Below are 20,803 nucleotides of genomic sequence, written 5' to 3'. Positions count from 1 at the left end.
GCTCGCCTGGTCGGCCTTGTCGCGCAGGCACGTCATCGCTTCGCGACCCTCGGCGCCGGCGCACAGCGTCTGCAGGTCGCCGGCGCAGGCCTGGCGCATCGCCGCGCGCGCCGCCTGCATCTCCGGCCAGGCCGCGGGCGGCTCGCCGGGGCGCCGGCCTCACCCGGCTTGCCGCCGCTGCGCCTGTTGCGGGTCTGGCCCGGCAACATGATCTTGCCGCCTTCGGTCAACCGGTCGCCGCCCTCGGTCACCACCTTCTCGCCCGCCGAAAGGCCGGAGAGGATGACGACCTGGCTGGGCGTGGTCTGGCCGCGCTTCACCTGGCGCATGGTTACGGTCTGGTCCGTCTTGACGATCCAGACGTAGTCGCCGTTCGGTCCGGTGCGCAGCGCCGTCAGCGGGGCGACCACCGCCTTCTGCAGGGTGTTCAGCGTGACCCGCACATTGACGAACTGGTTGGGGAAGAGGACCGCGTCGCCGTTGGCGAAGCGCGCCTTGGCCCGCACCGTGCCGGTGGTCGGATCGACCTGGTTGTCGAGGGTGGCGAAGGTCCCCGTGGCGAGGGCCTTGGTCTTGGTGCGGTCGAGCACGGTGACCGGCAGGGCGCTTCGCGCCGCCAGGCCCATGATCTCCGGCGCCTGGTCCTGGGGCACGGTGAACTGGACGTCGATCGGCGCCACCTGGGTCTCCACGACGATGCCGGTCGTGCTGTTGGCGGCGATCACATTGCCCACGTCCACCGCGCGCAGGCCGACGCGGCCGTCGAAGGGTGCGACGACCCGCGAATAGCCGAGGTTGAGCCGGGCCGTGCCGACGGCGGCCCGGTCGGTCATCACCGTGCCCTCCAGCTGCTTCACCGTCGCGGCCTGGGTGTCGACCTCCTGGCGGGCGATGGAGTCCTGGGCGAGCAGGGTGCGGTAGCGGCCCAGCGTCAGCCGGGCGTTGGCGAGCTGGGCCTCGTCGCGGGTCAGCGTCCCCTGGGCCTGCAGCAGCGCCATCTCCAGCGGCCGCGGGTCGATCACCGCCAGCGCCTGGCCGCGCTTCACCATCTGGCCCTCGCGGAACAGGATCTGGGTGATGGTCCCGCCGACCTGCGGCGTCACGGTCGCGGTCGCGACCGGCGTCACCGTGCCCAGGGCGTCGAGCGTCACCGGAATGTCGGCAAGGCTGGCTGTCGCGACGCCGACGGTGGTTGCAGGCCTGCCGCCGCGCCGGCCGAAGCCGCCGGGACCGCCGCCCGGACCTCCGCTCCCGCCGCTCTGGGCGTTCTGCGCCAACGTCCAGGCGCCCCAGACCGCCAGCCCCAGGAGGACCAGGACGAGCAGGATGATCCAGGGCCGCCTCGACGCGACCTTGCTGTCGCGCTTCAGGCGCCGGTCAGCGACCAGATCGTCCATCATGCCTCCAAAAACCCGCGGAACACCGAAGCTCGAGCACTAAGAACGCACCAGCCCCTCGATTCCGGCGCTTCGTACGCAGCGATCGCCAAGGCCCTGTGACGGCGGCGTCGCCGGACGGGGCGACGGCAGGCATGACAAATACGGTCAAGGCGCGCAAAATCTGCGTGATCGATCCTTCTGTCCCTTGCCGTCGCCCGGCGCGCGCCTAGATCCCGGAGTCTCGCGGAGAATCCCCATGCGGACACGTCTCATTCGCCTCGCCTCGGCCATCGCAGCCGCCATAGCCCTTGGCGGGCTCGCCGCTCCCCTCGCCCACGCCTCGACTGAGGCCCCGGCCAAGTCGAAGAGCAGCTGTTTCGCCAGCAGCAGCTGGAGCGGCTGGAGCACGACGGCGGACGGCGACGCCCTCTACCTTCGCGTCAACGTCAGGGACATCTATCGCGTCGACCTGACGCCCGGATCGCATGCGCGACGGTACGGCGACCAGTTCCTGGTCAACACCGTGCGGGGCTCCAACTGGATCTGCTCGCCGCTCGACCTCAACCTGGCGATCTCCGACCACCAGGGCTTCCGGCAACCGCTGATCGCCCGCGGCCTGCGCAAGCTCTCGGCCGAAGAGATCGCCGCCATCCCGCGCAAGGAACTGCCGTAGGGGCTCGCGGAGGCCCTCTCGCGGATCTGACCTAGCCCGGTGTCGCCGGGGCGTCGTGCGCCAGGGTCCCCGGCGGCGTGGCGCTCTCGCCCAGCACCACGACGAAGCTGCCGATCAGGATCAGCGCCCCGCCGACGGCCAGGCCCAGATGCAGGTGGTCGCCGAACGCCAGCACGCCGAGCGTGGCGCCGAGCAGCGGCTCGATGTTGATGAAGACGCCGGCCGTGGCGCTGCCGACGCGGGTCGATCCATACTGCCAGGCCGCGGTGGCCAGCAGGGTCGAGAACAGGCCCTGGCCGACGATCCCGGTCCAGGCTGTCGGGCTCATGGCCAGCTGCGGGACGCCGTGCAGCACGAGGGCGATCGGCAGGATGGTCACGGCGGCCACGACGATGATCACCGCCGGGATCGCCATGACGGTCGGTCCTTTCGGGGTGCGCTTCAGCGCGATCAGCCAGCCCAGAAAAACGAACAGCGACGCCAGCGACAGGAAGATGCCGAAGGGCGTGCCTGCGCCGTCGGGCTTGCCGGCGATCAGCGCCGCCCCCAGGGTCGCGGCCACCACCCCGATCCAGACCAGCCGGTTCAGCCGCTCGCCCATCAGCTTGGCGCAGATGGCGATCAGCGCCGGCATCACCCCCACCAGCAGGGCCGCCAGCGTGACGCTGACCCCGGCCAGCCCCTCGAACTGCATGACGAACCCCAGGCCGTAGAGCGCGCCCGCCGCGAGCACCGCCGGCGAACGGAACAGGGCGCGGGTCTCGCGCCGCGCGAAGGCGAAGGGCGCCGCGGCGACCGCGGCCACCGCAAAGCGCAGCAGCACCATGTGCGCCGGATCGATCTCGCGAAGCGCCAGCTTGCCCATCGGCAGGCCCAGCCCCCACCCGGAACCGGCGAGGACCAGCGCGCAAATCGCCAAACCCTGCAGGCCCCGCCGTCTTTCGTCTGCTGCGGCCGATATGTCCAAGATCAAGGTCTTTCACTGATGCGGCGGTGACCCGCAGTGCGGCGCCCGCGCCGGCGCCGCAAGCCTCAACCTCCACCTTCGTGAAGTCCAATGGACGGTGACCGATCGCTCGGCGGCCATGGAACCGCCCCGGCGCTCAGGTGCTACGCACCCATGGATCACGTCGCAAAAATACTCGTCTTGCTTGTGGAGGACGAGCCGATGGTTCGTTTCGTCGCCGCCGAGGGATTGGAGGACGCGGGCTACGGGGTGGTGGAGGCCGCGAGCGCGAACGAGGCGCTCGACGTGCTGAAATCGCGCAGCGACGTCGGCGTTCTGTTCACCGATATCAACATGCCGGGCCCTCTGGATGGTTTGGCGCTGGCCGAGCTCGTCCATGTCCGGTGGCCGAACATCAGCCTGGTGGTGACCTCGGGCCGCTCGCTCGAGCGCCGGGTTCCCGAAGACGGTTGCTTCCTCACCAAGCCCTACACGGCCGACGAGATGACCGCGTCGATCCAAGGCGCGCGCCGCGCTTAGGCGGCGTCTAGCCTGCGGCCAGGACCGTGGGCGGCAAGCGGACCGTGAAGGTCGTGCCGTCGGCGCCAGAGTCCCTCGACAGGGTTCCGCCCACCTGCCGGACGAAGGCCTCGACGAATCGCGAGCCGAGCTTCGCGCCGCCGCTGTCGCCGGCCGCCGCCAGGCCGACCCCGTCGTCGCTGATGGTGAGGGTCACTTCGCCGTCCTGGCGCGCAAAGCCCAGGACGATCTGGCCCTCGCCCCGCGGGAAGGCGTGCTTGACCGCATTGGTCGCCAGTTCGTTGACGATCAGGCCGAGGGTCACCGCGTGGTCGGCGGAGATCGACAGGGGCTCCGCGGCGACGCTGATCCCGATTGGAGACCCCGGCCCCAACAGGCTGGCCGTCAGGCTGGCGGCGATGCCGTCGAGATAGGCGTCCACCGGAACCGGCCCGAAGGCCGCTGAGCGGGAGATCACGTCGTAGAGCTCGGACACAGCGCCGATCCGCGCCTGCATGGCGCGATAGCCGGCGACGCAGGGCTCGGCCGCGCGGCGCATCTCGAAGGCCACGAAGGACGAGATGATCTGCAGGCTGTTCTTGATCCGGTGGGCGAGCTCCGCCGCCAGGACGTCGCGGTGGCGCTCGAGCAGCCGGGCTTCGGTGACGTCCTCGAACACGACCAGGAGCCGGGTCACGTGGTCGCCCGGGCGGAAGACCTTCCGCGCATTGAGCTTAAAGATCCGCCGGCCCAGGCCGGGGAATTCGTCCTCGATCTCGTAGCCGTCGAAGGCTTCGCTGTCCGGGACCACCCGCAGAAGCAGGTCGCGCAGGGCCGCGACGCCCCACTGACCCTCTCCGAGCTCGCCGACCGGGCGCCCCGCGATCTGTTCCGCCGTCACGTCGAACAGCTGCAGGAACGAGCGGTTGGCCCGCACCACGGTCATGTCGCCCTCGAGGATCACCAGCGGATCGCGGACGGTGTCGACGATGGTCTCGGCCAGCGCCCAGGCCCGGTCCCGGTCGAGCCGGGCGTCATGCGCCTCGGTGACATCGTCCAGCGCCAGCAGCAGGAAGGGGACGCCATTGCCCGGACGGAACACCTTGCGCGCGTTCAGCACGAAGCTGCGCCGGCCGATCGTCTCAAAGACGTGGTCGACCTCGTAGGCCTCGACCACCTCCTGCTTGGGGATCACCTCTTCCAGCAGGCGACGCAGCGCAGGGATGTCCCATTGCCCGTTGCCGAGGTCATAGATGGTCCGGCCGATCGACTCTTCGGGCGTCACGCCGAAGGTTCGATAGAAGGCCCGGTTCGCCGAATGGACGGTGAGGTCCGCGTCCAGCACCAGCAAGGCGCTGCGGACGGTCTCGACGATATCGTCCGCGGAAATTTCCAATTGTTCGGGCCCAGAGCGGCGCCAGACGCCCGCACGCCACCCTATCACCGGGCCCGTCGTTCATGAAACGGACCCCAGGGGAGCCCTCGGCCTAGCGGAGCCGATAGCTGACGGTCGTGACCACGCGGAGCTTCTTGAAGACCTGGGCCGCGGCCTCGTAGCCGATTTCATCGCGACCCAGGATCTCGAAAGAACCCTGCGTCGCCGAGCGGATTCCATTGAGCTCAGCGCCGGCGTCGCGGGCGAACTGCTGGGCGCCGGTCCGGGCGCTGGCGGTGGCTTCGGCGATCATCGCCGGGCGCACCTCGTTGAGCTTTGTGAAGACATAGGACGGTCCGGTGTAGTCCTGCAGCACCACGCCCTGGCGAATAAGCTGATCCAGCTGCCGCGTCGTCGCCTGGACGCGGTCGACGTTGGTCGTGCGTACGATCACCGTCTGGGCGACGCGGTACCGCGCGGCGACATTCTGCTGCTGGTATTCGCGCGCGAACTGGTCGGTGACTTCGAGACGACCGAGATCGACCTCCGCCCCCTGGTAGCCCTGGGCGGCGAGGAACCGCCGCACCGCGGCGGTGTCGGCGTCTATGTCGGCCTGCACCGCCTGCAGATCATCGCCGGCGGCCGCGAATTTGAGCGGCAGCACCGCCAGGTCCGCCTTGACCACGCGCTCGGCCAGGCCGCGGACCGTGACGTTGCGGTCGCCGACCCGGGCGTTCTCCACGCCCTTCCCCACGAGGCCTCCGGCGATCGCCAGGCCGAGGGCCACGAGGGCGCCCAGGATGGCGGCGGGGAGGATGCGGCTGTCGGCCATCTCTGCCTCACGGATTTCGCGCCAGGTTAGCCCTTCGGAGCTGTCGGGGCCATGGACGGCGCGCGCTCAGGGCTTGGCGCTCGCCGCCTCGGGCGCCGCCCGGTCGTAGGCGACGCGAAAACCGATGTGCGAGGTTCCGAGGTCCTGCTCCTGGGCCTGGAAGGCGGCGGGACGGAAGTTGGCGCAGTAGTTGAAGGCGCAAAGGAAGCTGCCGCCCTTCACAAGGCCCAGCTCGCCCTCGCCCGCCGTCCACTCCCAAACGTTGCCGACCATGTCCACCAGGCCGAAGTCGTTCGGCTGGAAGCAGCCTGTGGGCGCGAGCCCCTTGAAGCCGTCCTCGCCGGTGTCGCGCGCGGGAAAGGCTCCCTCCCAGACGTTCGCCTGCGGCCGCCCCTGGTCGTCGAAGGCCCAGCTCGTCGGGTCCACGGGCGCGACCTGGCCGCCGCGCGCCGCGCGCTCCCATTGCGCCTCCGTGGGCAGGGCGCCGCCCGCCCACCTGGCGTAGGCCTGCGCGTCTTCGCGATCGACGTGCACGACCGGCAGGCTGTCCCGGCCCGAGAGGTCGCTCCCCGGGCCCGCGGGATGGCGCCAGTCGGCGCCGCGCACGAACCGCCACCAACGGCCCGCGTCGTCGAGCGGCGTGGGCTCCGTCGGCTGCACGAACAGGGCGGAGCCGCCTTCGCGTTCCGCCTGGGTGCGGTAGCCGGTCGCCCGGACGAAGGCCGCGAACTGCCGGTTAGTGACTTCGTGCCGATCAATCCAGAACGCCGGCAGCGAAACCGTGCGGCCGGGCCGGGCGCGACCGTCCTCGCCCAGGAGCACCGCGCCCGCCGGGATGGCCACCCGGGCGTCGCGCCCGTTGCAGCGGGCAGGCTCGGTGGCCGTCGGGCGGCTGGCCGCACCGCCGAGCACGAGCGCGAGCAAAGGGGCGGCGACGCACAGCCCGGCCCAGCGGCGTCGCGGTCTGTCGGCGGACGTCGGAGCCATGACCGGCTACTCCGGCGCCTTGCGGGGCGTGGGCTGCAGCGGCGGGTCGGGCATGACCACGTGGACGTCGCGGGCATAGGCGTCCCAGGCCTTCAGCAGCGCCGCCTTGCGCGCCGGCTCCGCCTCGGACAGGTCGCGGTTCTCGCCGGGATCGGCGGCCATGTTGAACAGCCGCCACCGGCCGTCGCCGATGTCGGTGATCTTCCAGTCGCCCTGGCGCAGCGCCCGGGACCCAAAGAGCTCCGCGCCCACGGCGCGATCGGCGGGATAGACCGGCGCGCCGGTCTTCAGGAGGGCCGTCCAGCTGATCCCGTCGACGGGCTGGACCTGGCGGCCGGCGAAGCGGCCCGGCTCGAGCGGCGCGCCGGCCAGCTCCACGACGGTCGGCACGATGTCGGTCACATTGGTGTAGACGCCCGCGACGGCGCCCTTCTTGCTGACGATCGGACCCGCGATGAAGGCGGGGGTGCGGATCCCGCCCTCGGAGGCGAAGGTCTTGAACCGCCAGGACGGGGCGGTGGCGACCTGGGCCCAGGCAGGGCCGTAGTTGACGTAGCTCTGCGCCGTCCCCATCGCGTCGAACTTCGGCCCCGGGCCCGGCGGATCGGGGGTGCGCGCGTCCTCGCGGCCCTCTGCGCCATTGTCCGACAGGAAGATGATGACGGTGTCGTCGAACTCGCCGGTGTCCTTGAGCGTCTGCACCACCCGGCCGACCGCCTGGTCCAGCTCGTCCACCATGGCCGCATAGATCTCCATCTTGCGCGCGGCGACCTGCTTCTGGTCGGCGGTGAGCTGGTCCCAGGCCGGCGCGTCGACGACCCGGTGCGGCTCGACGGCAGGGTCGAGCAGGCCGAGCGCCCGCTGGCGCGCCAGCCGCTGGGCGCGCCGGACCTCGAAGCCCGCGTCGTAGCGGCCCTTGTATTTGGCGATGGTCTCAGGCGGCGCCTGCAGGGGAGCGTGCGGGGCGGTGAAGGCCAGATAGGCGAAGAAGGGCTTGCGCCCGTCCGGCCCGTCCTTGCTGGACGTCAGCTGCTCGACCAGCTTCGCGGCGAAGAAGCGCGAGGAGTAGAAGTCCGCCGGCAGACGGCTGACCGTCACCCCATTCTCGCGGTAGCCCGGCATCTTCGTCGGATCGTCGGTGGCGCCCAGGCCGAAGTGGTTGTGGCAGCAGTGCAGCATGGCGAAGCTCTGCTGGAAGCCGCGCGCGTGCGGGTCCTGGTCCGGGGCCGTCCCCAGGTGCCATTTGCCGGAGAAGAGGGTGCGATAGCCCGCCGCGGACAGGCGCTCGGCCAGGGTCGCGTTGTCGGCCCGCAGATGGCCCTCGTAGCCGACCTGGCCGATCTGATTGGTCTGCATCGACTCCGGCATGTTGCCGAGGCCGACCCGATGGCTGTCGCTGCCGGTGAACAGCATGGCGCGCGTCGGCGCGCAGGCCGCAGCCGTGTGGAAGCCGGTCAGCCGCAGGCCGGACAGCGCCAGCCTGTCGAGGTTCGGCGTGTCGATCTCGCCGCCGAACGCGCCCAGGTCCGAGAAGCCCAGGTCGTCGGCGACGATCACCAGGAAGTTCGGCCGCTTCGCCGCCGGGGCCGCCGCCGCGGTCGCGCCGGCGACCAGCGAGAGACCGATCGCGAGCAGCCAGCGCCCCAGCCCCCGCCGCAGCGGCCCGCGCATGCTGTGACGCGCGAGGATGAACGCCCGTAGATTACGAATCATGGCTGACTCCCCCAAATCGCCAGGCCCTAGACCAGGTGCGCTTTGTACACGCCCAGAAGCGTGGTCCAGGCGCGTTCCGCCTCAGCTTGGTTGTAGGCAGCGCTGTCGACGACGCACCAGCCATGGTCGCCGTCATAGACGTCCACCACGGCGACCTTGTGCGTCCTGGCGAAGGTCTCGCGCAGGATGGTTTTGGAGGTCGGATCCTTCAGATCGTCGTTCCGCGCGACGGCCACGAGGTAGGCGGCCTTGGTGCTCTCGACCAGCAGGTGCGGACTGTTCGGTTGCGAGGTGGTCAGGCCGCCGCCGTGAAACGAGGCCACCGCCCCGATCCGGTCGGGAGCCGCCGCAGCCGTGCGGAAACTGAGCGGCCCGCCCATGCAGTAGCCCTGCACGCCGAGCTTGGCCGGCGAGGTCTCAGACAGGGCGTCCAGGTACGCGACATAGGCCCGCGCGTCGGCGCCGACCCCTGCGTCCGTCATCGCCTGTCGCATGCCCGTCAGCGTCTCCCGCGTCGCGGGATCCTGGAAGTTCGCATCCGCCGGTACGACGGGCGCCCGGGCGGAGCGATAGAAGGGATTGGGGACCAGCACCACGTAGCCGGAGGAGGCCAAGCGCCGCGCCATGTCGCGCATGGCGGGCCGCAAGCCTTTGATGTCGGCCCAGAACAACACGCCCGGCCACTGGCCTTTGCCCTGCGGATGGAACAACGCCGCGTCCGCGGTTCCGTCGGCCGTGCGCACCGTGACGTCGCGCTCGACGACATCCCGCGCAGCCGCGCCGGCGGCGGTCGCCGCGCCGCTGGCCGCCGCGGCGGTCGCCAGCGCTCCGAACGTGCGGCGTGTCAGACCGGTGTATGGGACAAAGGCGGGGCGATCACCGTCGCACATCTTCAATGGTCCTCGACGTTGGGAAGGCTCAATTCACGAGCTCCGGATCAATGCGCGGGATGCTGACCGTTAAGGAGCGACGTGGACGTTTGCGACGATACCAGCTTCGGCTCGCCGCGCGATCACGACCGAAGCCGAATTGAGCTGACCGCCCCTAAGCCTTGGCCGGCGCCTTGGGCGTCTCGGGCGCCTTGGGCGGCGGCTTGGCGGGCGGCTTGGCGGACTGGCCTGCGCCTGCGTCGGTCTTGCCCGCCGGCGGAGTCTTGGTCGGGGTCTGGGCCTGGGCGTCCGGCTTCTTGTCGACCGCGGGTTTTTCGGCCGGTTTCGGCGGGGCGGGAGGACTGGGCGCGGGGGGCCGCAGGGCCTGGTCGAGTTGACCGGCGCGCGCACGCTCCGCCTGGCCCTGGGACTCGCGCTGGGCTCGGCGGTCGTCGGCCGCGATCTTGGCCTCCGCCTCGGGGTTGAGGGCGTTGACCCGTATCCGGTCCACGTCGCCTACGCCCGCCAAACGTCCCAACGGCACATAGTCGGTGTGGAAGATCAGCTCGACCGACGAATTCAGATCGAGCGAGGTGTTCATCTCCTCGGTGCTCTGCGTCCGCTCGGTGGAGACGTAGCCTATGGTGTTCTTCATCTTGGCGTCGACGCCCCAGGGCCCCACCTTGGCCCCGACCTCGGCGGAGGTTTCGTTGCGGACGTCGAAGCTCGAGCCGCGGTCGTCCGCCGCCAGGCTGTGGGTGTCGATGTGGAACCGCATGGACGCGTTCAGACGTCCCGAGTCGATGACGATTCGCTGCAGCCCCATCATCACCATGGTCGACAGCGTCTGCTGCCGGTTCTTGGCCATGGCGGCGCGGGCGATCCCCACCAGGCTCTCCGGATCGCCCGACGGCACGCTCTCGCCGGGGCCCAGGCCGAATGCGGTCTTCAACGCCTGCTCGGTGGGCATCGATGCGCCCGGCCGCAGTCGCAGACGCGTGGAGGCGTCGCGCTCCTGCTGATATTCGGATCGCTCCTCGGGCGTCATCTGGGCCCGCTCCTCGGCGGTGGTGTCGTCCTCGTCGCCCTGGATCATGAAGGTGGCCGGGAAGCGTTCGGCCAGCCACTCGCGCGCGCCGGCCACGCCGATGTTGGCGTCGGCGAAGCCCTCGGTGGTCGCGGCCACGTTCTTGATCAGCTCGACGTAGGAGGCCATCTGCTGCTGGTTGGAATCGTTCATGGCCTTGAAGACGCCGTTGATCAGTTCCGTGACGAACCGCGGGAAGGAGACGGCGTTGAGGATCGCCTTGGTGGTTCCGGCCACCTTGTCGGCGGCCACGCCGGAAAACGTCTGTCCCGCATCCTGCGCCGCAGCCAGCATGGGACGGGGCATGACTTCGGCCTGATCGGCCAAGGCCGCGGCGGTGGACGAGATGCGCACCAGGGAGCCGGCGATCTCCCGGCGCGTCGCCGGATCGAGATCCTGATAGGCCTGGGACGTGGTGAGCAGGTCGCGCACCACGGCGCGCACAGCCGGGGACGGAGTTTCGGCGGCCGGTCTGATCGGCGTCGCCAGCATGGCCTCAGGCTCCGATCGCGGCCCAGGGCGAAGCCGCTTGCGGCGCTCGCGGAGAGGTCGGCGGAACAGGCGCCGGGGCGGTCTCCCCGATGGCCAGCGAAGCCTCCAGCCACTCCACCGCCGCGGCGATCACCGGATCGCCGAGGCCGACCAGCGGCTGGGAGGGTTGAGCCAGCATCGGCGCGGCGTCGGCCAGCCAGGAGATCACCATCATGCCCGCCTTGCCGCGCCGGGCGAAGGGGCTCGGATCTTCGGTGCGCTCGCCGGACAACCGGTTGACGCCGGCGATCGCCTCCCAGGTGTCGCGGGCCCGCAAGGTCGCGCGCACGGCGGGTGTGGCCAGGATGGCGAGGGCGTCGCGCAACGACTGCAAGATCTCCTGGGCGAAGAAGGCGGTGACGCCGCCGCCCGCGTCGACCAGGTTGCCGGCCAGCCGCTGGGCCGCGGCGCGCACCCGCGCCTGCTGGCCGACGCCTCCGTAGGTCGAATTGCTCGCCAGCTCGTCGAGCTTGAAGAGCGCCTCGCACAGGTCGAGCATGCGGTCCTCGAACTCCATGTTGGCCCCGACGGCGGCGACCGGCCCAGCCCCGGCGCCGAACAGCCGGCCGTAGAAGGCGCTGCGTTCGTCGGCGCTCGCCCGTTCGTTGCGGCCCCTCCAGAAGGCCTGCAGCAGGGGCGCGGCGGGCCCGATGTCCCCCGGAATGGCGCCGGAGCGGGCGAGGCCGGCCAGCGTCTCCACCGCCGGCAGGACCCCGGCCGCCTCCAGGTCGGCGGCCAGGTAGAGGCTGGCCAGGGCGCGCATCTGGGCCTGGTCGACGCGGGCCTCGGATCCGGCGGGCAGGTCGAAGTCGCCCAGGTCCGCCAGCGCCACGGCGAAGCCGAGCGCGAGGGTGGTGAGGGCGCCGGCGTCGTCCAGCGCGCGCTTCAGATCCGCGTCGGTGAGCGCTTTCATCACGGCGCGGCCCCCTTGGCCGGCATGTTGGGATTGTACGGCGTCGAATTGCCCTGGATCACCGACATCATCTCGGGCGTCGCCATCTTCTCCAACGGCAGGTAGTCGCTCTTGAAGTTGACCCGCACGTCGCCCGAGAGCTGGGCCTTGACCTCGGCCTTGGACTCGCTGGTGTCGTCGACCGCCGACCCAACCGTGGCCACGTGGGTCTGCTCGTTCTCAGCCGACGCCGAGGCGCTGACCGGCGAGTACCAGGAACCGTATTCGGCGCTGATCGACTCCTTGTGACGCTGGGTCTGCTGGTCGTACATCGATGCGGTGTAGTGGCGCTTGGCCGTGTCCGTCGCGCGCATCGAGAAGACCACCTTGGCGTTGATCGAGCCGTCGGTGACGACGATGCGGTTGATGCCCAGCATCACCATCGACGAGAGTAGCTGCTGGCGCGACTTCGCCATCTGCAGCCGCGCCGCGGTCACCAGCCGCATCTCGGCGTCGGCGTCGGAGAGGTCGGTGATCGGCGGGTTGATGTTCATCTCCTGGCTGATCTTGGCCAGGGCGACCTCCGGGTCGTCAGCCGTCACCTTCAGGGCCGCGGTTGGCGCCGGCGCGGCGGCGTCTCCCTCGGCGAAGGCCGACGAGCCGCCCTGCACGTCGACGCCGAGGTCGTCGGGGAAGCGCTGGGCCAGGTAGTCGCGGCCGGCGCCCTGGGTGATGTTGTCGGCCATGAACTGGTCGACGGTCTTGGCGACGTTGGCGATCAGCTCGCCGTAGGCCCGCATCTGCTCGATCGAGCTTTCGACGATGGCCTGGAAGACGTTCTTGATCAGGCCGCCGACGAACTTGGGGAAGTCGACCTTCTGCACCAGCTCGCCGAACTGCTGGACGCCCTCGCGGACAGCCCCGGCCTCGAAGCCCTTCCCCACCTGTCCCGGATTCTGCGAGAGCTGACGCTTGGTGGCGGTGACGGGATCCTCCGCCTGGGCGCGGGCTGTCGGCGGCTGGGACGCCAGCGCCGTCTCGGACACCACCGCGTTGGGGTCGGCGATGTAGGACAGCACCTTGACCATATTGGCGGCCAGCTCGCGCCGCTCGGGCTCTGAGATCTGGTTAAAGGACGGGATCGCGGTGAGCGCCTCGCGGACCTGGGGGCGGACAGACTCCAGTGCGCCGGCGCTGGTCCACCGGGCCTTGCTTTGCTGGAGGGTCATCGCGGCGGGCCTTCAGGCGGCCGGCGCCGGCGCGGCGGCGGGAGCCGCAGCGCCCGGAACCGCAGCGGGGGCGGCGCGCGCCGACGGAATGACGTTGGGATCGACAGGGGTCGAGTTGCCCTGGATGGCGGCGATCATGCCGGGCGTCGCCATCTTGTCGAGCGGCAGGTAGTCGCTCTTGAAGTTGACCTCGACGTTGCCGGCCAGCTGGGCGCGGGTCTCCAGGCTGGAGTTGCTGCCCTCCGCAGCCGCGCTCATCGCGGTCATCACCGGCTTCTGCTGATATTGGTGGGTGCCCTTGGCGTAGGACTCGGCGCTGTAGTCCCCGGTGTAGTTGCCGGAATAGCTGCCGCCGCCGCCCTGGTAGTCGCCCTTGTAGTTGCCGACCCGCTTGGAGCTGTTGTCCCAGGTCTTGGTGCCGTCCTGAGTGTAGTCGAGACTGCCGTCGGCCTTGCGGGCGAAATCGAACGCCTGGGCGCTGCGCTCGAGCCGCCGGTCGTCGTGGGCCTGGAACTGGTAGATCACCTTCGCGGAGATCTTGCCGTCGGTGATGACGATGCGGTTGATCCCCATCATCACCATGCTGGCGAGCAGTTGCTGGCGCTGCTTGGCGAGCTGCACGCGCGCTGCGAGCACCAGCGCCTGTTCCGCGTTCTCGTCCGACAGGTCGAGGCTGGTGGGAGAGCCGTCGACGAAGGTGAGCTTGTTGTTGACCGCTTTCAGCGCATCGCCCTCCTCCACGCCCTCCTTCAGCTTCAAGCGGGGCTGGGGGTCGCCGGAGAAGTCGTCGAGACCAATCTCGAAGGTGTCCGGGAACTGCTGGACGATGTGGTCGCGGCCCTGATTGTCGGTGACGTTGTCGTCCATGAACTGGCCGAGCGACTTGGCCACCGAGGCGATCATCGAGGAGTAGGCCTCCATCTGCTCGATGGAGGACTTCACGATCGCCTGGAACACCCCGCTGATCAGCCCGCCCACGAAGGCGGTGAAGTTCACCTGCTCCACCATCGCGCCCATCTGGCTGACGCCTTCGCGGGCCCCCCCGGCCTTGAAGTCGCTGGTGCCGATCTCGGTGACCGCCTGGCGCGCCGTCTGGTAGTCGGCGTTCTGGGCCGGAGGGTTCTGCGAGGACGGCGCGGCGAGCCAGGTGTCGCCGTCCAGCGCCCGCGCCGGAGGGGCGCCGCCCGCCAGCTTGTGGGCCCGGATGCCCTCGGGCGCCGCCAGATAGCTGGCGACCAGGGCCGTGTCGCGGGCGACCTGCTGCTGCTTCGCGGGCGACAGCGCCTGGAAGGCCCGACTCGATGTCAGGAGGTCGCGGACGACGGCGCGGACCTCGGGGCCGGGCGGCGGCGGAAGGACGGACTGGGCGGCGGACGCGGGCATGGGGCAGCTCCGAAGTGTAGAGGTCAGACCGCGATCGACGCTCTCGCCGTCTGCGCGGGGAGTTCGAATTCGGCCGGCCGCAGGTAGAGGCTGGCGCGCGGTGGGGTCGTGCGGCTCGTGCGCAGCGACAAGATCGAGAACCGCCCGGGCCAGACGTCGTCCTCGGGGGTGAAGGCCCCCATCCACCGCTCCAGGGCCATCAGCTCGCGCGGACGCTCCGACAGGCCGAGGCTCAACAGGCTGAGGAAGTTCGCCGGCAGGTCGGGAATAGTGGAGAGCAGAACGTAGATCTCGAACTCCGGGCCGTCCGGGCCCTGGCCGAACGCCAGCAGACAGCCGTTGGCCGGCAGGTCGAAACGTCCGCCGAGCACCAGGCCGATGGTCTGCATGATGCCCGGCAGCCGGTGGCCCAGCCCGAGCTGGTCGAGGACCGGCCCCAGGTCCGACAGCTTGAGCGGCCCGGTGTGGGCGAAGGTCAGCCTTTGGCCGCCCTGGTCGCGCTGGGCGGCGAGGGTCGTGAACAGCGGCGTCAGCGAGGGCAGCATTGAGGTGACCAGGCGGGCCAGACTCGTCAGGCCGTGGGGCAGCTCGCCGACCTGGCCCGGCTGCATCTCGTAGTAGACCTTGGACGCACAGAGGCCGTCGCGGTCGTGGCTGGTCCCGAAGAAGGCGCCGTAGTTGAGCCGGCCGCCCGCCGTGAAGCCCCGCCAAGGCTCGCTGCGCTCGTCGAACCACCGCAGCGCCTCGCGGCCGACACAGCCGGAGATCAGCCGCCGCATTTCGCGCGTGGCCTCGTCGCGTCGGTCGAGGCCGGAGGCCTCCGGCGGCAACGGTTCGATGGTGAAGCGCAGGACGCCGGGCTGCAGCTCGGAGAACGACGGCTCGAACGGCGCGGCCATCGGCATGAGCGCGTTTTGGCCGTAGCGCTGGTCGCCCTCCGGCAGGGAGAAGGTGCGCTGCAGGATCCCCCGCACGGAATCCCCCGGATCGGCGGTGCCGAGGACGCCCGCGGCGAGGCTCAATCGTCGCGCCACCTTGGCGGCGAGGGGTTCGCTTTTCATGTCAGCCTCCCTGCCTAGTGCCGCGCGAAGCCAAGTCCCACGTCGACGGAGTCGAGCATCTCGCGGGCGAAGGAGGGGATGGGACGAGACGCCACGGGCGGAGCTTCTCGAGGCAGCAGAGCCGCCTCCGCCATCTCGGCCGACGTCGCGGTGTCCAGCTGCCACAGCTCGCAAGCCTCGACGAGGTCGAAGTCGGTGGGATCGGTCTTCGCCGTCTGGCCCGAGGGTCGGGGCGGCGGAAACCGCACCGCGTCGACGTCGATCAGCGGGCCCGTGGGCTCCATGATCCGATCGACGTTGCTGGACAGCCATGCGGCGATGATGGCGCTCGAATTGGCGAGCGTGCGGTACCGCGGGGCGCTCTTCGGCCGCTCCAGATACACCGACGAATAGTAGTCGATGACATCCCACATATTATTGGCGTTGCAGCTGGCCTTGACGTCCTTGTCGTTGAGCAGGTCGATCATGAACTTGATCTGTTCCTGCACGTCGAGCGCGGTGTAGTAGGTCATGCCGTAGGCGTAGCGGGACATGTTCACGATCAGGTCCCGCGCCGCCTTGCGCACCTGCTGGTGGCTGATCACGCTGGGCGCGGCCGGACGCAGGAGGTTGTCGACGTCATTGCGACGCATGAACGCCGGGACGGCGACCACGAACCGCAGCCACAGGTCGCGGAAATACTTGTTGACCATGTCGTTGTTCGGCGGACCGCCGGGCGTGCCGATGGTCAGGGCCAGAAAGGCCCGCCGATCGGCCGCGCTCATCCGGAAGGGCGCGTCCTTCCAGTAGCGGTAGAACATCTTGCCCGCCTCGCCCGGCGGGATGGAAAGCGCGCCGCAGACCGCCATCTCGGCCATCTTGTCGACGACGTCGAACACCCCCAGTTCGTCGAGCATCGCGGCGGGGACCGCCAGCTCGAAGACCTCGACGTGCTGCTTGACCACCTCGTTGGCCGGCTCGACGTCGAACTCCGGAAGCGCGAGGGACATCTCGGTGATGGGCTTGTTGGCGCCCACGCGCTGGATGCGGTCGAGCGCCTCGTTGACCCGGCGGCGCAGCTGGGCTTCGTCGGCGGTGACGTTCCGCTCGACGAGGGCGCGCACCACCCGGGCGAACTCGCCGGCGTCCACGGAGGGCTGGTCGCCGCCCCTGCCGTCGGGGTCGCCTTCGATGGCCAGGATCGGCAGCACCAGCTTGGCCAGCTCATGCACGGCCTGGGCCTCGCCGATCGCCCCGAAGAACGCGCGGCTGAGGCTCCGGAAGGCCGCCTGATCGCTCATGGTGACGATAGTCGGCGCGACCACTCCTCCGGCGGCGGCTGCGGGCGCTGCGGCGCCCAGCACCATCACCGGCGGCGCAGCGACGTTGTCGGCGATCAGGAAGCCCAGGGTCAGGGCCGCCTTGATGATCGCATCGTCGTCGTCGATCGGCAGCTTGCCGGCCACATGGTTGCCCAGCGGCCTGCCGAGGATGCCGTCGCTGGCGTTGAACAGGTCGCGGACGCCGACGTAGAGGGGATCGCAGACCTCCGTCGGGTCGGCCTTCAGTTCGGCGGCTATCTCCTTCAGACGCCGCTCTTCGTCGATCTCTTCGTGGTTGAGCGGGCGCTTGGGCGCTGTCGTCCTGAGCACGCCCAGGCGGCTTTCGATGCGCTGGATCTCGCGCTTTTCCCGCTGGTCGATGTCGCGGAAGCGGATGTTGTCGATAATGGCCATGTCTAGTCTCCTGAATGTCGGTTGCCGTTCTCGCCTCGCCTCGTCTCAGCCGTCATCGGCTCGCTCCTCTTCGGGAAGCGCAGCGTCGATGAAGGCGTCGAGGGCGGCGAGCGCCGCCGCCGCGTCGAGGATGCCGGCGCCGCACCCTGGGGCCGGTCCGCCGGCGAAGGGCTGCGCCGTCCGGGTGAGCAGTTCCGCGACGATGGCGCCGTCGATCGGCACGGCCCGGCGGGCCGCCCGCGCCGCCAGGAGGGCCGCGGCGCCGGCCACGAACGGGGCTGCGAAACTGGTGCCGGTGGCCGACTGGTAACCGGTGAGGCCGGCGGTGAGCACGCGCTCGCCTGGCGCGCACAGGGCCACGTGGTCGCCGCGGGTGGAGAAGGCGCAGGCATGCCGGTCCGCGCCCACGGCGCCGACGGCGATCACCCCGGGATAGGCGGCCGGCCAGTAGCGGGTGTCGGCCCCGTTGTTGCCGCTGGCCGCCACCAGGATGCACCCCCGCTCCAGGGCGTAGCGCACCACGTCGGCGTGCGGCTTGGGGCTCGAGGGGGCCAGGGCGGCGTCGTCGGAGCCGAAGCTCATATTGATCACCTTGGCGCCCAGGTCGACGGCCCGTTTCACCGCCGCGTCCAGATCGGCGATCGCCCCCAGGCCGACCGGGATCGGCTTGCCAGGCAGCTTGGCCGCGCCCAGCGCCCGCATGGGGATGATCTGGCTCTGTCCCGCCAGCCCCGGAGGCATGCCCAGTCCAAGCGCCGACATCACGCCGGCGCAGCCCATGCCGTGGCCGACCCACAGGTCGACGGGATTGCTGTCGTCGCGCCGGTGGTCGCCCATCAGGATGATCCCCGGCGCCACGTCATCGCCGCCCAGCTGGACGGTGTCGTAGCCGGCCCTCAGGCGGCCGCTCAGCTCCGGATGGTCGGGCGCGACGCCGCTGTCGACCAGGCCGACCATGACGGCGGGATCTCCGGGCTCGTAGGCGAGGGCCTCGGCGGCGCGCACCATCAGCCGCGCGGCCCAGGCGTCCTCGCCCATCGGGTCGCCCCGCGGCGACGCCTCATAGGGCGTCACGCACACATAGTTCGGGCTGGCGGACTCCACCGTCGTCACCTGAGCCAGCGAGTCCACCAAGGCCCCGATCGAGGTGCCCGTCGGCGCCTGCAGCACGAAGGTGCGCGCCACGCCGGTCAGCTGCTCGACCTCGTCGAAGCCCTGGCGCCCGCGCCCGAGCGCTCCGGCGCTCCGGGCCGCAGCGTGCAGGCGGCAGGCCCGGACGCCGCCGGCGTAGCGCGTGACGATCCGGTCGACCGGACCGCCGTCGATCGAGGCCGCCGCCGCCGCCGCGCCGCGCCGCACGTCGGCCAGCGCCGGCGCGGCGTCGGGCGCCTCGCCCAGGGCCAGCTTGACGATCAGGCTGTTGGGCAGGGAGTAGGTGCGGTCCCCGGGCGCGGCCCAGGGCATGCCGAGGCGGCGGATGGTCATGACGGCGCCTCCGGCTGGCCATGGCCGTTCGGGCGTGGCGCGAACGGCCGCAGGTCGAAGCCCATGGTGGTCGCCAGCTGCGGCGACGGCTGGATCGAGAGCTCGCCCGCCCACTGCTCGGCGTCCGGGGCGATCAGCAGTTCGCGATCGCTGGCCTTCAGCACCGCCACGGGACGGCCGCCGATGGCCACGTAGGGCGAGACGCCTTCCTGCGTCAGGTTGCGGCCGCGCACCCGCAACAGCGCCGGCAGGTCGGGAGGGTCGCCCGGCGAGGCGCCCACCGGCGTCACATGCTCCACCAGCGGCGAAGAGGCCCGCTCCAGCGCCCGGCGCAGTCGGTCGACCGGCAGGCTCGTGACCCGGCCCACCGTACGGCTCTCGCCCTGGCTTTCCACCTCGCGCAGCTTGGAGACGGTGCGGACGCCCACCCACTCCAGCCGGCGGCGCTCGTCGTCGGAAAGGTCGTCCTTCAGGTCGTCGATCGACTGATCGTCAGGGTTCTCGGAGAAGCTGACGGCGTTCTCGTCGATCATCGGCCGGGTGATGGCGGTGAACACCAGGTGGAAGAGGCTGGCCTCCTTCTCGGAGGGACCGGCGGGCCGCAGGCGGATCTGGCTGTTGGCGAACTCCACATGAGCGCGCAGGTCCAGGGTGATGTCCTTGATGGCGAAGGTCAGCGGCAGGTTGAGATTGCGCGCCTTCACCGCCATGGCGGTCTGGGCGTTGTCGAGCTGGCTCTGCACGGCCTGGATGAAGTGCTCGAGCGGCAGGGTGGCGTCGGACGTCATGGCCCGGCCTCCTGCCACACCACGGTGAGCCGGCTGGGCTCCAGGTCGAAGTCGGTGCGGGTGAGGAGCCGGGGCAGGTCGGCCAGCAGCTGGGTCTCGCCGTCCACCCGCCGGAAGCCCACCTCGACCGGCAAGGTGATCTCCACGCGGGTGGCGCGCAGCCCGCCCGTCGCCGCCGCGGCCATGGCCCCGTCGGCGACCTCGGCCAGCATCGCGCCCATGGTCCGCCGCGCGCTCATGCCGGGCCTCCGGCGGGCGCCGGGTTCGACACGGGAGCGGGAGCTGGCGCGGGAGCGGGAGCGGGCGCCGCCAGGATCGGCGGCGGCGGCGCGGCGGCCGGCGCGGCCGCCCGGGCCTGGGGCGTGGGAATGCTGCGCGCGTGGCGCTCCAGGAGGGTGCGCTTGGCCTCGTCCATGAACCGGTCGAGCGGCACTGTCTCGGAGGCGAAGTTGATCTTCACCTCGCCGAACAGCTCCGCCTTGAGCTCGCTGTCGGACTGGGCGTTGACGCCCACGGTGGAGACCTTGGTCGACGGCAGGGAATAGGTTCGCGCTCCGCGGCTGCCCCATTCCGAGCCGCCGCCGGACGGGTCGTCCGACGTGGCGTACTGGACGGCGGCGGTGTCGACGCCGGTGGCCCGGAAGCGCAGGCGCGCGGCGATGGTCCCGTCCTTCACCACCACCCGGTTCATGCCCATCAGCACCATGCTGGCCAAGGTCTGCAGGCGCTGGCGGGCCACCCGTTCGCGGGCCTGGGGCAGGATCTCCTCCTCCAGCAGCTCACTGGAGAGCTCCGCCCCCTCCTGGCCGAAGTCGGCGAGCCAGGCCGGCGCAGGCGGCTCGTCGCCGTCGGGCGCCGCCGCCAGCCGGGGCTCCAGCCGGAACTCACCGCCGGACTGGACCAGCTGGACGTCGCGCGGGAACTGCTCGACGATCCAGTCGCGCGCCTGGTTCTGGGTGACGTTGTCCTGGGTGAACTCGTCGAGCGGCTTGGCCACCGCCGACACCAGGTCCGCGAAGCTCTCCATCTGGCGGATGGACGAATCCACGATGGCGTCGAAAGTCCCGTGCACCAGGGAGGCGACGAAGGCGGGGAAGTCGAGCTCGTCCACGGTCGCGCCGACCCGCCTGGCGAAGGCGTCGGTGGCCAGCTCGCGTTTCGGCTTGCCCGCCCCGCTGTCGACGGGATCGGGCGGAGGCGGTTCCGGCTCGGAGCGCCCGCCGCCGAGAAAGAAGCCGCTCTCCAGCCCGCGAGCGGTCCCACGCCCGCTCGCCGCAGGGCCCCAGGTGTTGGGCGGCGGGGGCGGGGTCAGCCTGGACATCTTAGGGTCACCAGCCAC

19 protein-coding genes are annotated in these 20,803 nt (G+C 70.7%); 2 read left to right on the top strand and 17 right to left on the bottom strand.

Annotated elements, in window-relative coordinates:
* Positions 1-32 precede the first annotated feature (32 nt).
* A complete protein-coding gene (locus ACSQ2B_RS20405; protein ID WP_436052752.1) occupies positions 33-1,397 on the bottom strand; it encodes an MdtA/MuxA family multidrug efflux RND transporter periplasmic adaptor subunit in 1,365 nt (454 codons plus the stop codon).
* 238 nt (positions 1,398-1,635) lie between these two features.
* On the opposite strand from ACSQ2B_RS20405, the gene ACSQ2B_RS20400 reads away from it, so the two are divergent.
* Positions 1,636-2,052 carry a DUF6491 family protein gene (locus ACSQ2B_RS20400; RefSeq protein WP_436052750.1) on the top strand — a complete coding sequence of 139 codons (417 nt, stop codon included), beginning with the start codon at positions 1,636-1,638 and terminating at the stop codon, positions 2,050-2,052.
* 31 nt (positions 2,053-2,083) lie between these two features.
* On the opposite strand, the gene ACSQ2B_RS20395 is transcribed toward ACSQ2B_RS20400, so the two are convergent.
* The gene (locus ACSQ2B_RS20395) at positions 2,084-2,971 is read right to left on the bottom strand and encodes a DMT family transporter (protein WP_436052748.1); all 888 of its coding nucleotides are present in this window, start codon (positions 2,969-2,971) and stop codon (positions 2,084-2,086) included.
* A 201-nt stretch (positions 2,972-3,172) separates the two neighbouring features.
* On the opposite strand from ACSQ2B_RS20395, the gene ACSQ2B_RS20390 reads away from it, so the two are divergent.
* Positions 3,173-3,538 carry a response regulator gene (locus ACSQ2B_RS20390; RefSeq protein WP_436052747.1) on the top strand — a complete coding sequence of 122 codons (366 nt, stop codon included), beginning with the start codon at positions 3,173-3,175 and terminating at the stop codon, positions 3,536-3,538.
* Positions 3,539-3,545: 7 nt separating this feature from the next.
* Here ACSQ2B_RS20390 and ACSQ2B_RS20385 read toward each other — a convergent pair whose 3' ends face one another.
* The 15 genes from ACSQ2B_RS20385 to ACSQ2B_RS20315 form a co-directional block, all read right to left on the bottom strand.
* Entirely contained in the window at positions 3,546-4,913 is a 1,368-nt protein-coding gene (locus ACSQ2B_RS20385; RefSeq protein WP_436052745.1) for a sensor histidine kinase, read from the bottom strand.
* A gap of 91 nt (positions 4,914-5,004) precedes the next feature.
* Positions 5,005-5,724: an SIMPL domain-containing protein gene (locus ACSQ2B_RS20380; protein WP_436052743.1), complete on the bottom strand. Its 720-nt coding sequence runs from the start codon at positions 5,722-5,724 to the stop codon at positions 5,005-5,007.
* Positions 5,725-5,790: 66 nt separating this feature from the next.
* Positions 5,791-6,711: an SUMF1/EgtB/PvdO family nonheme iron enzyme gene (locus ACSQ2B_RS20375; RefSeq protein WP_436052741.1), complete on the bottom strand. Its 921-nt coding sequence runs from the start codon at positions 6,709-6,711 to the stop codon at positions 5,791-5,793.
* 6 nt (positions 6,712-6,717) lie between these two features.
* The gene (locus ACSQ2B_RS20370) at positions 6,718-8,424 is read right to left on the bottom strand and encodes an arylsulfatase (RefSeq protein ID WP_436052739.1); all 1,707 of its coding nucleotides are present in this window, start codon (positions 8,422-8,424) and stop codon (positions 6,718-6,720) included.
* Between the two features lie 26 nt (positions 8,425-8,450).
* A complete protein-coding gene (locus ACSQ2B_RS20365) occupies positions 8,451-9,314 on the bottom strand; it encodes a dienelactone hydrolase family protein (protein ID WP_436052737.1) in 864 nt (287 codons plus the stop codon).
* A 154-nt stretch (positions 9,315-9,468) separates the two neighbouring features.
* Positions 9,469-10,872 (bottom strand): hypothetical protein, encoded by a 1,404-nt coding sequence (locus ACSQ2B_RS20360; protein ID WP_436052736.1) that lies wholly within the window; start codon positions 10,870-10,872, stop codon positions 9,469-9,471.
* Between the two features lie 4 nt (positions 10,873-10,876).
* Positions 10,877-11,824 (bottom strand): hypothetical protein, encoded by a 948-nt coding sequence (locus tag ACSQ2B_RS20355; protein ID WP_436052734.1) that lies wholly within the window; start codon positions 11,822-11,824, stop codon positions 10,877-10,879.
* Entirely contained in the window at positions 11,824-13,032 is a 1,209-nt protein-coding gene (locus ACSQ2B_RS20350) for a hypothetical protein (protein WP_436052732.1), read from the bottom strand. Before ACSQ2B_RS20350 ends, ACSQ2B_RS20355 begins: the two co-directional genes overlap by 1 nt.
* A gap of 12 nt (positions 13,033-13,044) precedes the next feature.
* Positions 13,045-14,415: a hypothetical protein gene (locus tag ACSQ2B_RS20345; protein ID WP_436052731.1), complete on the bottom strand. Its 1,371-nt coding sequence runs from the start codon at positions 14,413-14,415 to the stop codon at positions 13,045-13,047.
* A 23-nt stretch (positions 14,416-14,438) separates the two neighbouring features.
* The gene (locus ACSQ2B_RS20340) at positions 14,439-15,476 is read right to left on the bottom strand and encodes a hypothetical protein (protein WP_436052729.1); all 1,038 of its coding nucleotides are present in this window, start codon (positions 15,474-15,476) and stop codon (positions 14,439-14,441) included.
* 14 nt (positions 15,477-15,490) lie between these two features.
* The gene (locus ACSQ2B_RS20335; RefSeq protein WP_436052727.1) at positions 15,491-17,191 is read right to left on the bottom strand and encodes a hypothetical protein; all 1,701 of its coding nucleotides are present in this window, start codon (positions 17,189-17,191) and stop codon (positions 15,491-15,493) included.
* A 45-nt stretch (positions 17,192-17,236) separates the two neighbouring features.
* Entirely contained in the window at positions 17,237-18,676 is a 1,440-nt protein-coding gene (locus ACSQ2B_RS20330; RefSeq protein ID WP_436052725.1) for a S8 family peptidase, read from the bottom strand.
* On the bottom strand, positions 18,673-19,464 hold the full coding sequence (locus tag ACSQ2B_RS20325) for a hypothetical protein (protein ID WP_436052723.1): 792 nt from the start codon (positions 19,462-19,464) through the stop codon (positions 18,673-18,675). The genes ACSQ2B_RS20330 and ACSQ2B_RS20325 overlap by 4 nt, the downstream gene beginning before the upstream one ends.
* Complete coding sequence (locus ACSQ2B_RS20320; RefSeq protein ID WP_436052721.1) at positions 19,461-19,703, bottom strand: hypothetical protein; 243 nt, start codon at positions 19,701-19,703, stop codon at positions 19,461-19,463. The genes ACSQ2B_RS20325 and ACSQ2B_RS20320 overlap by 4 nt, the downstream gene beginning before the upstream one ends.
* Positions 19,700-20,785: a hypothetical protein gene (locus tag ACSQ2B_RS20315; RefSeq protein WP_436052719.1), complete on the bottom strand. Its 1,086-nt coding sequence runs from the start codon at positions 20,783-20,785 to the stop codon at positions 19,700-19,702. Before ACSQ2B_RS20315 ends, ACSQ2B_RS20320 begins: the two co-directional genes overlap by 4 nt.
* Positions 20,786-20,803 lie beyond the last annotated feature (18 nt).

Source organism: Phenylobacterium sp. LjRoot225, from assembly GCF_964252855.1.
In the GTDB taxonomy this organism is placed as follows: domain Bacteria; phylum Pseudomonadota; class Alphaproteobacteria; order Caulobacterales; family Caulobacteraceae; genus Phenylobacterium.
Note: the sequence above shows the minus strand (reverse complement) of the source record. Positions and strands in the feature narration are given on the sequence as shown.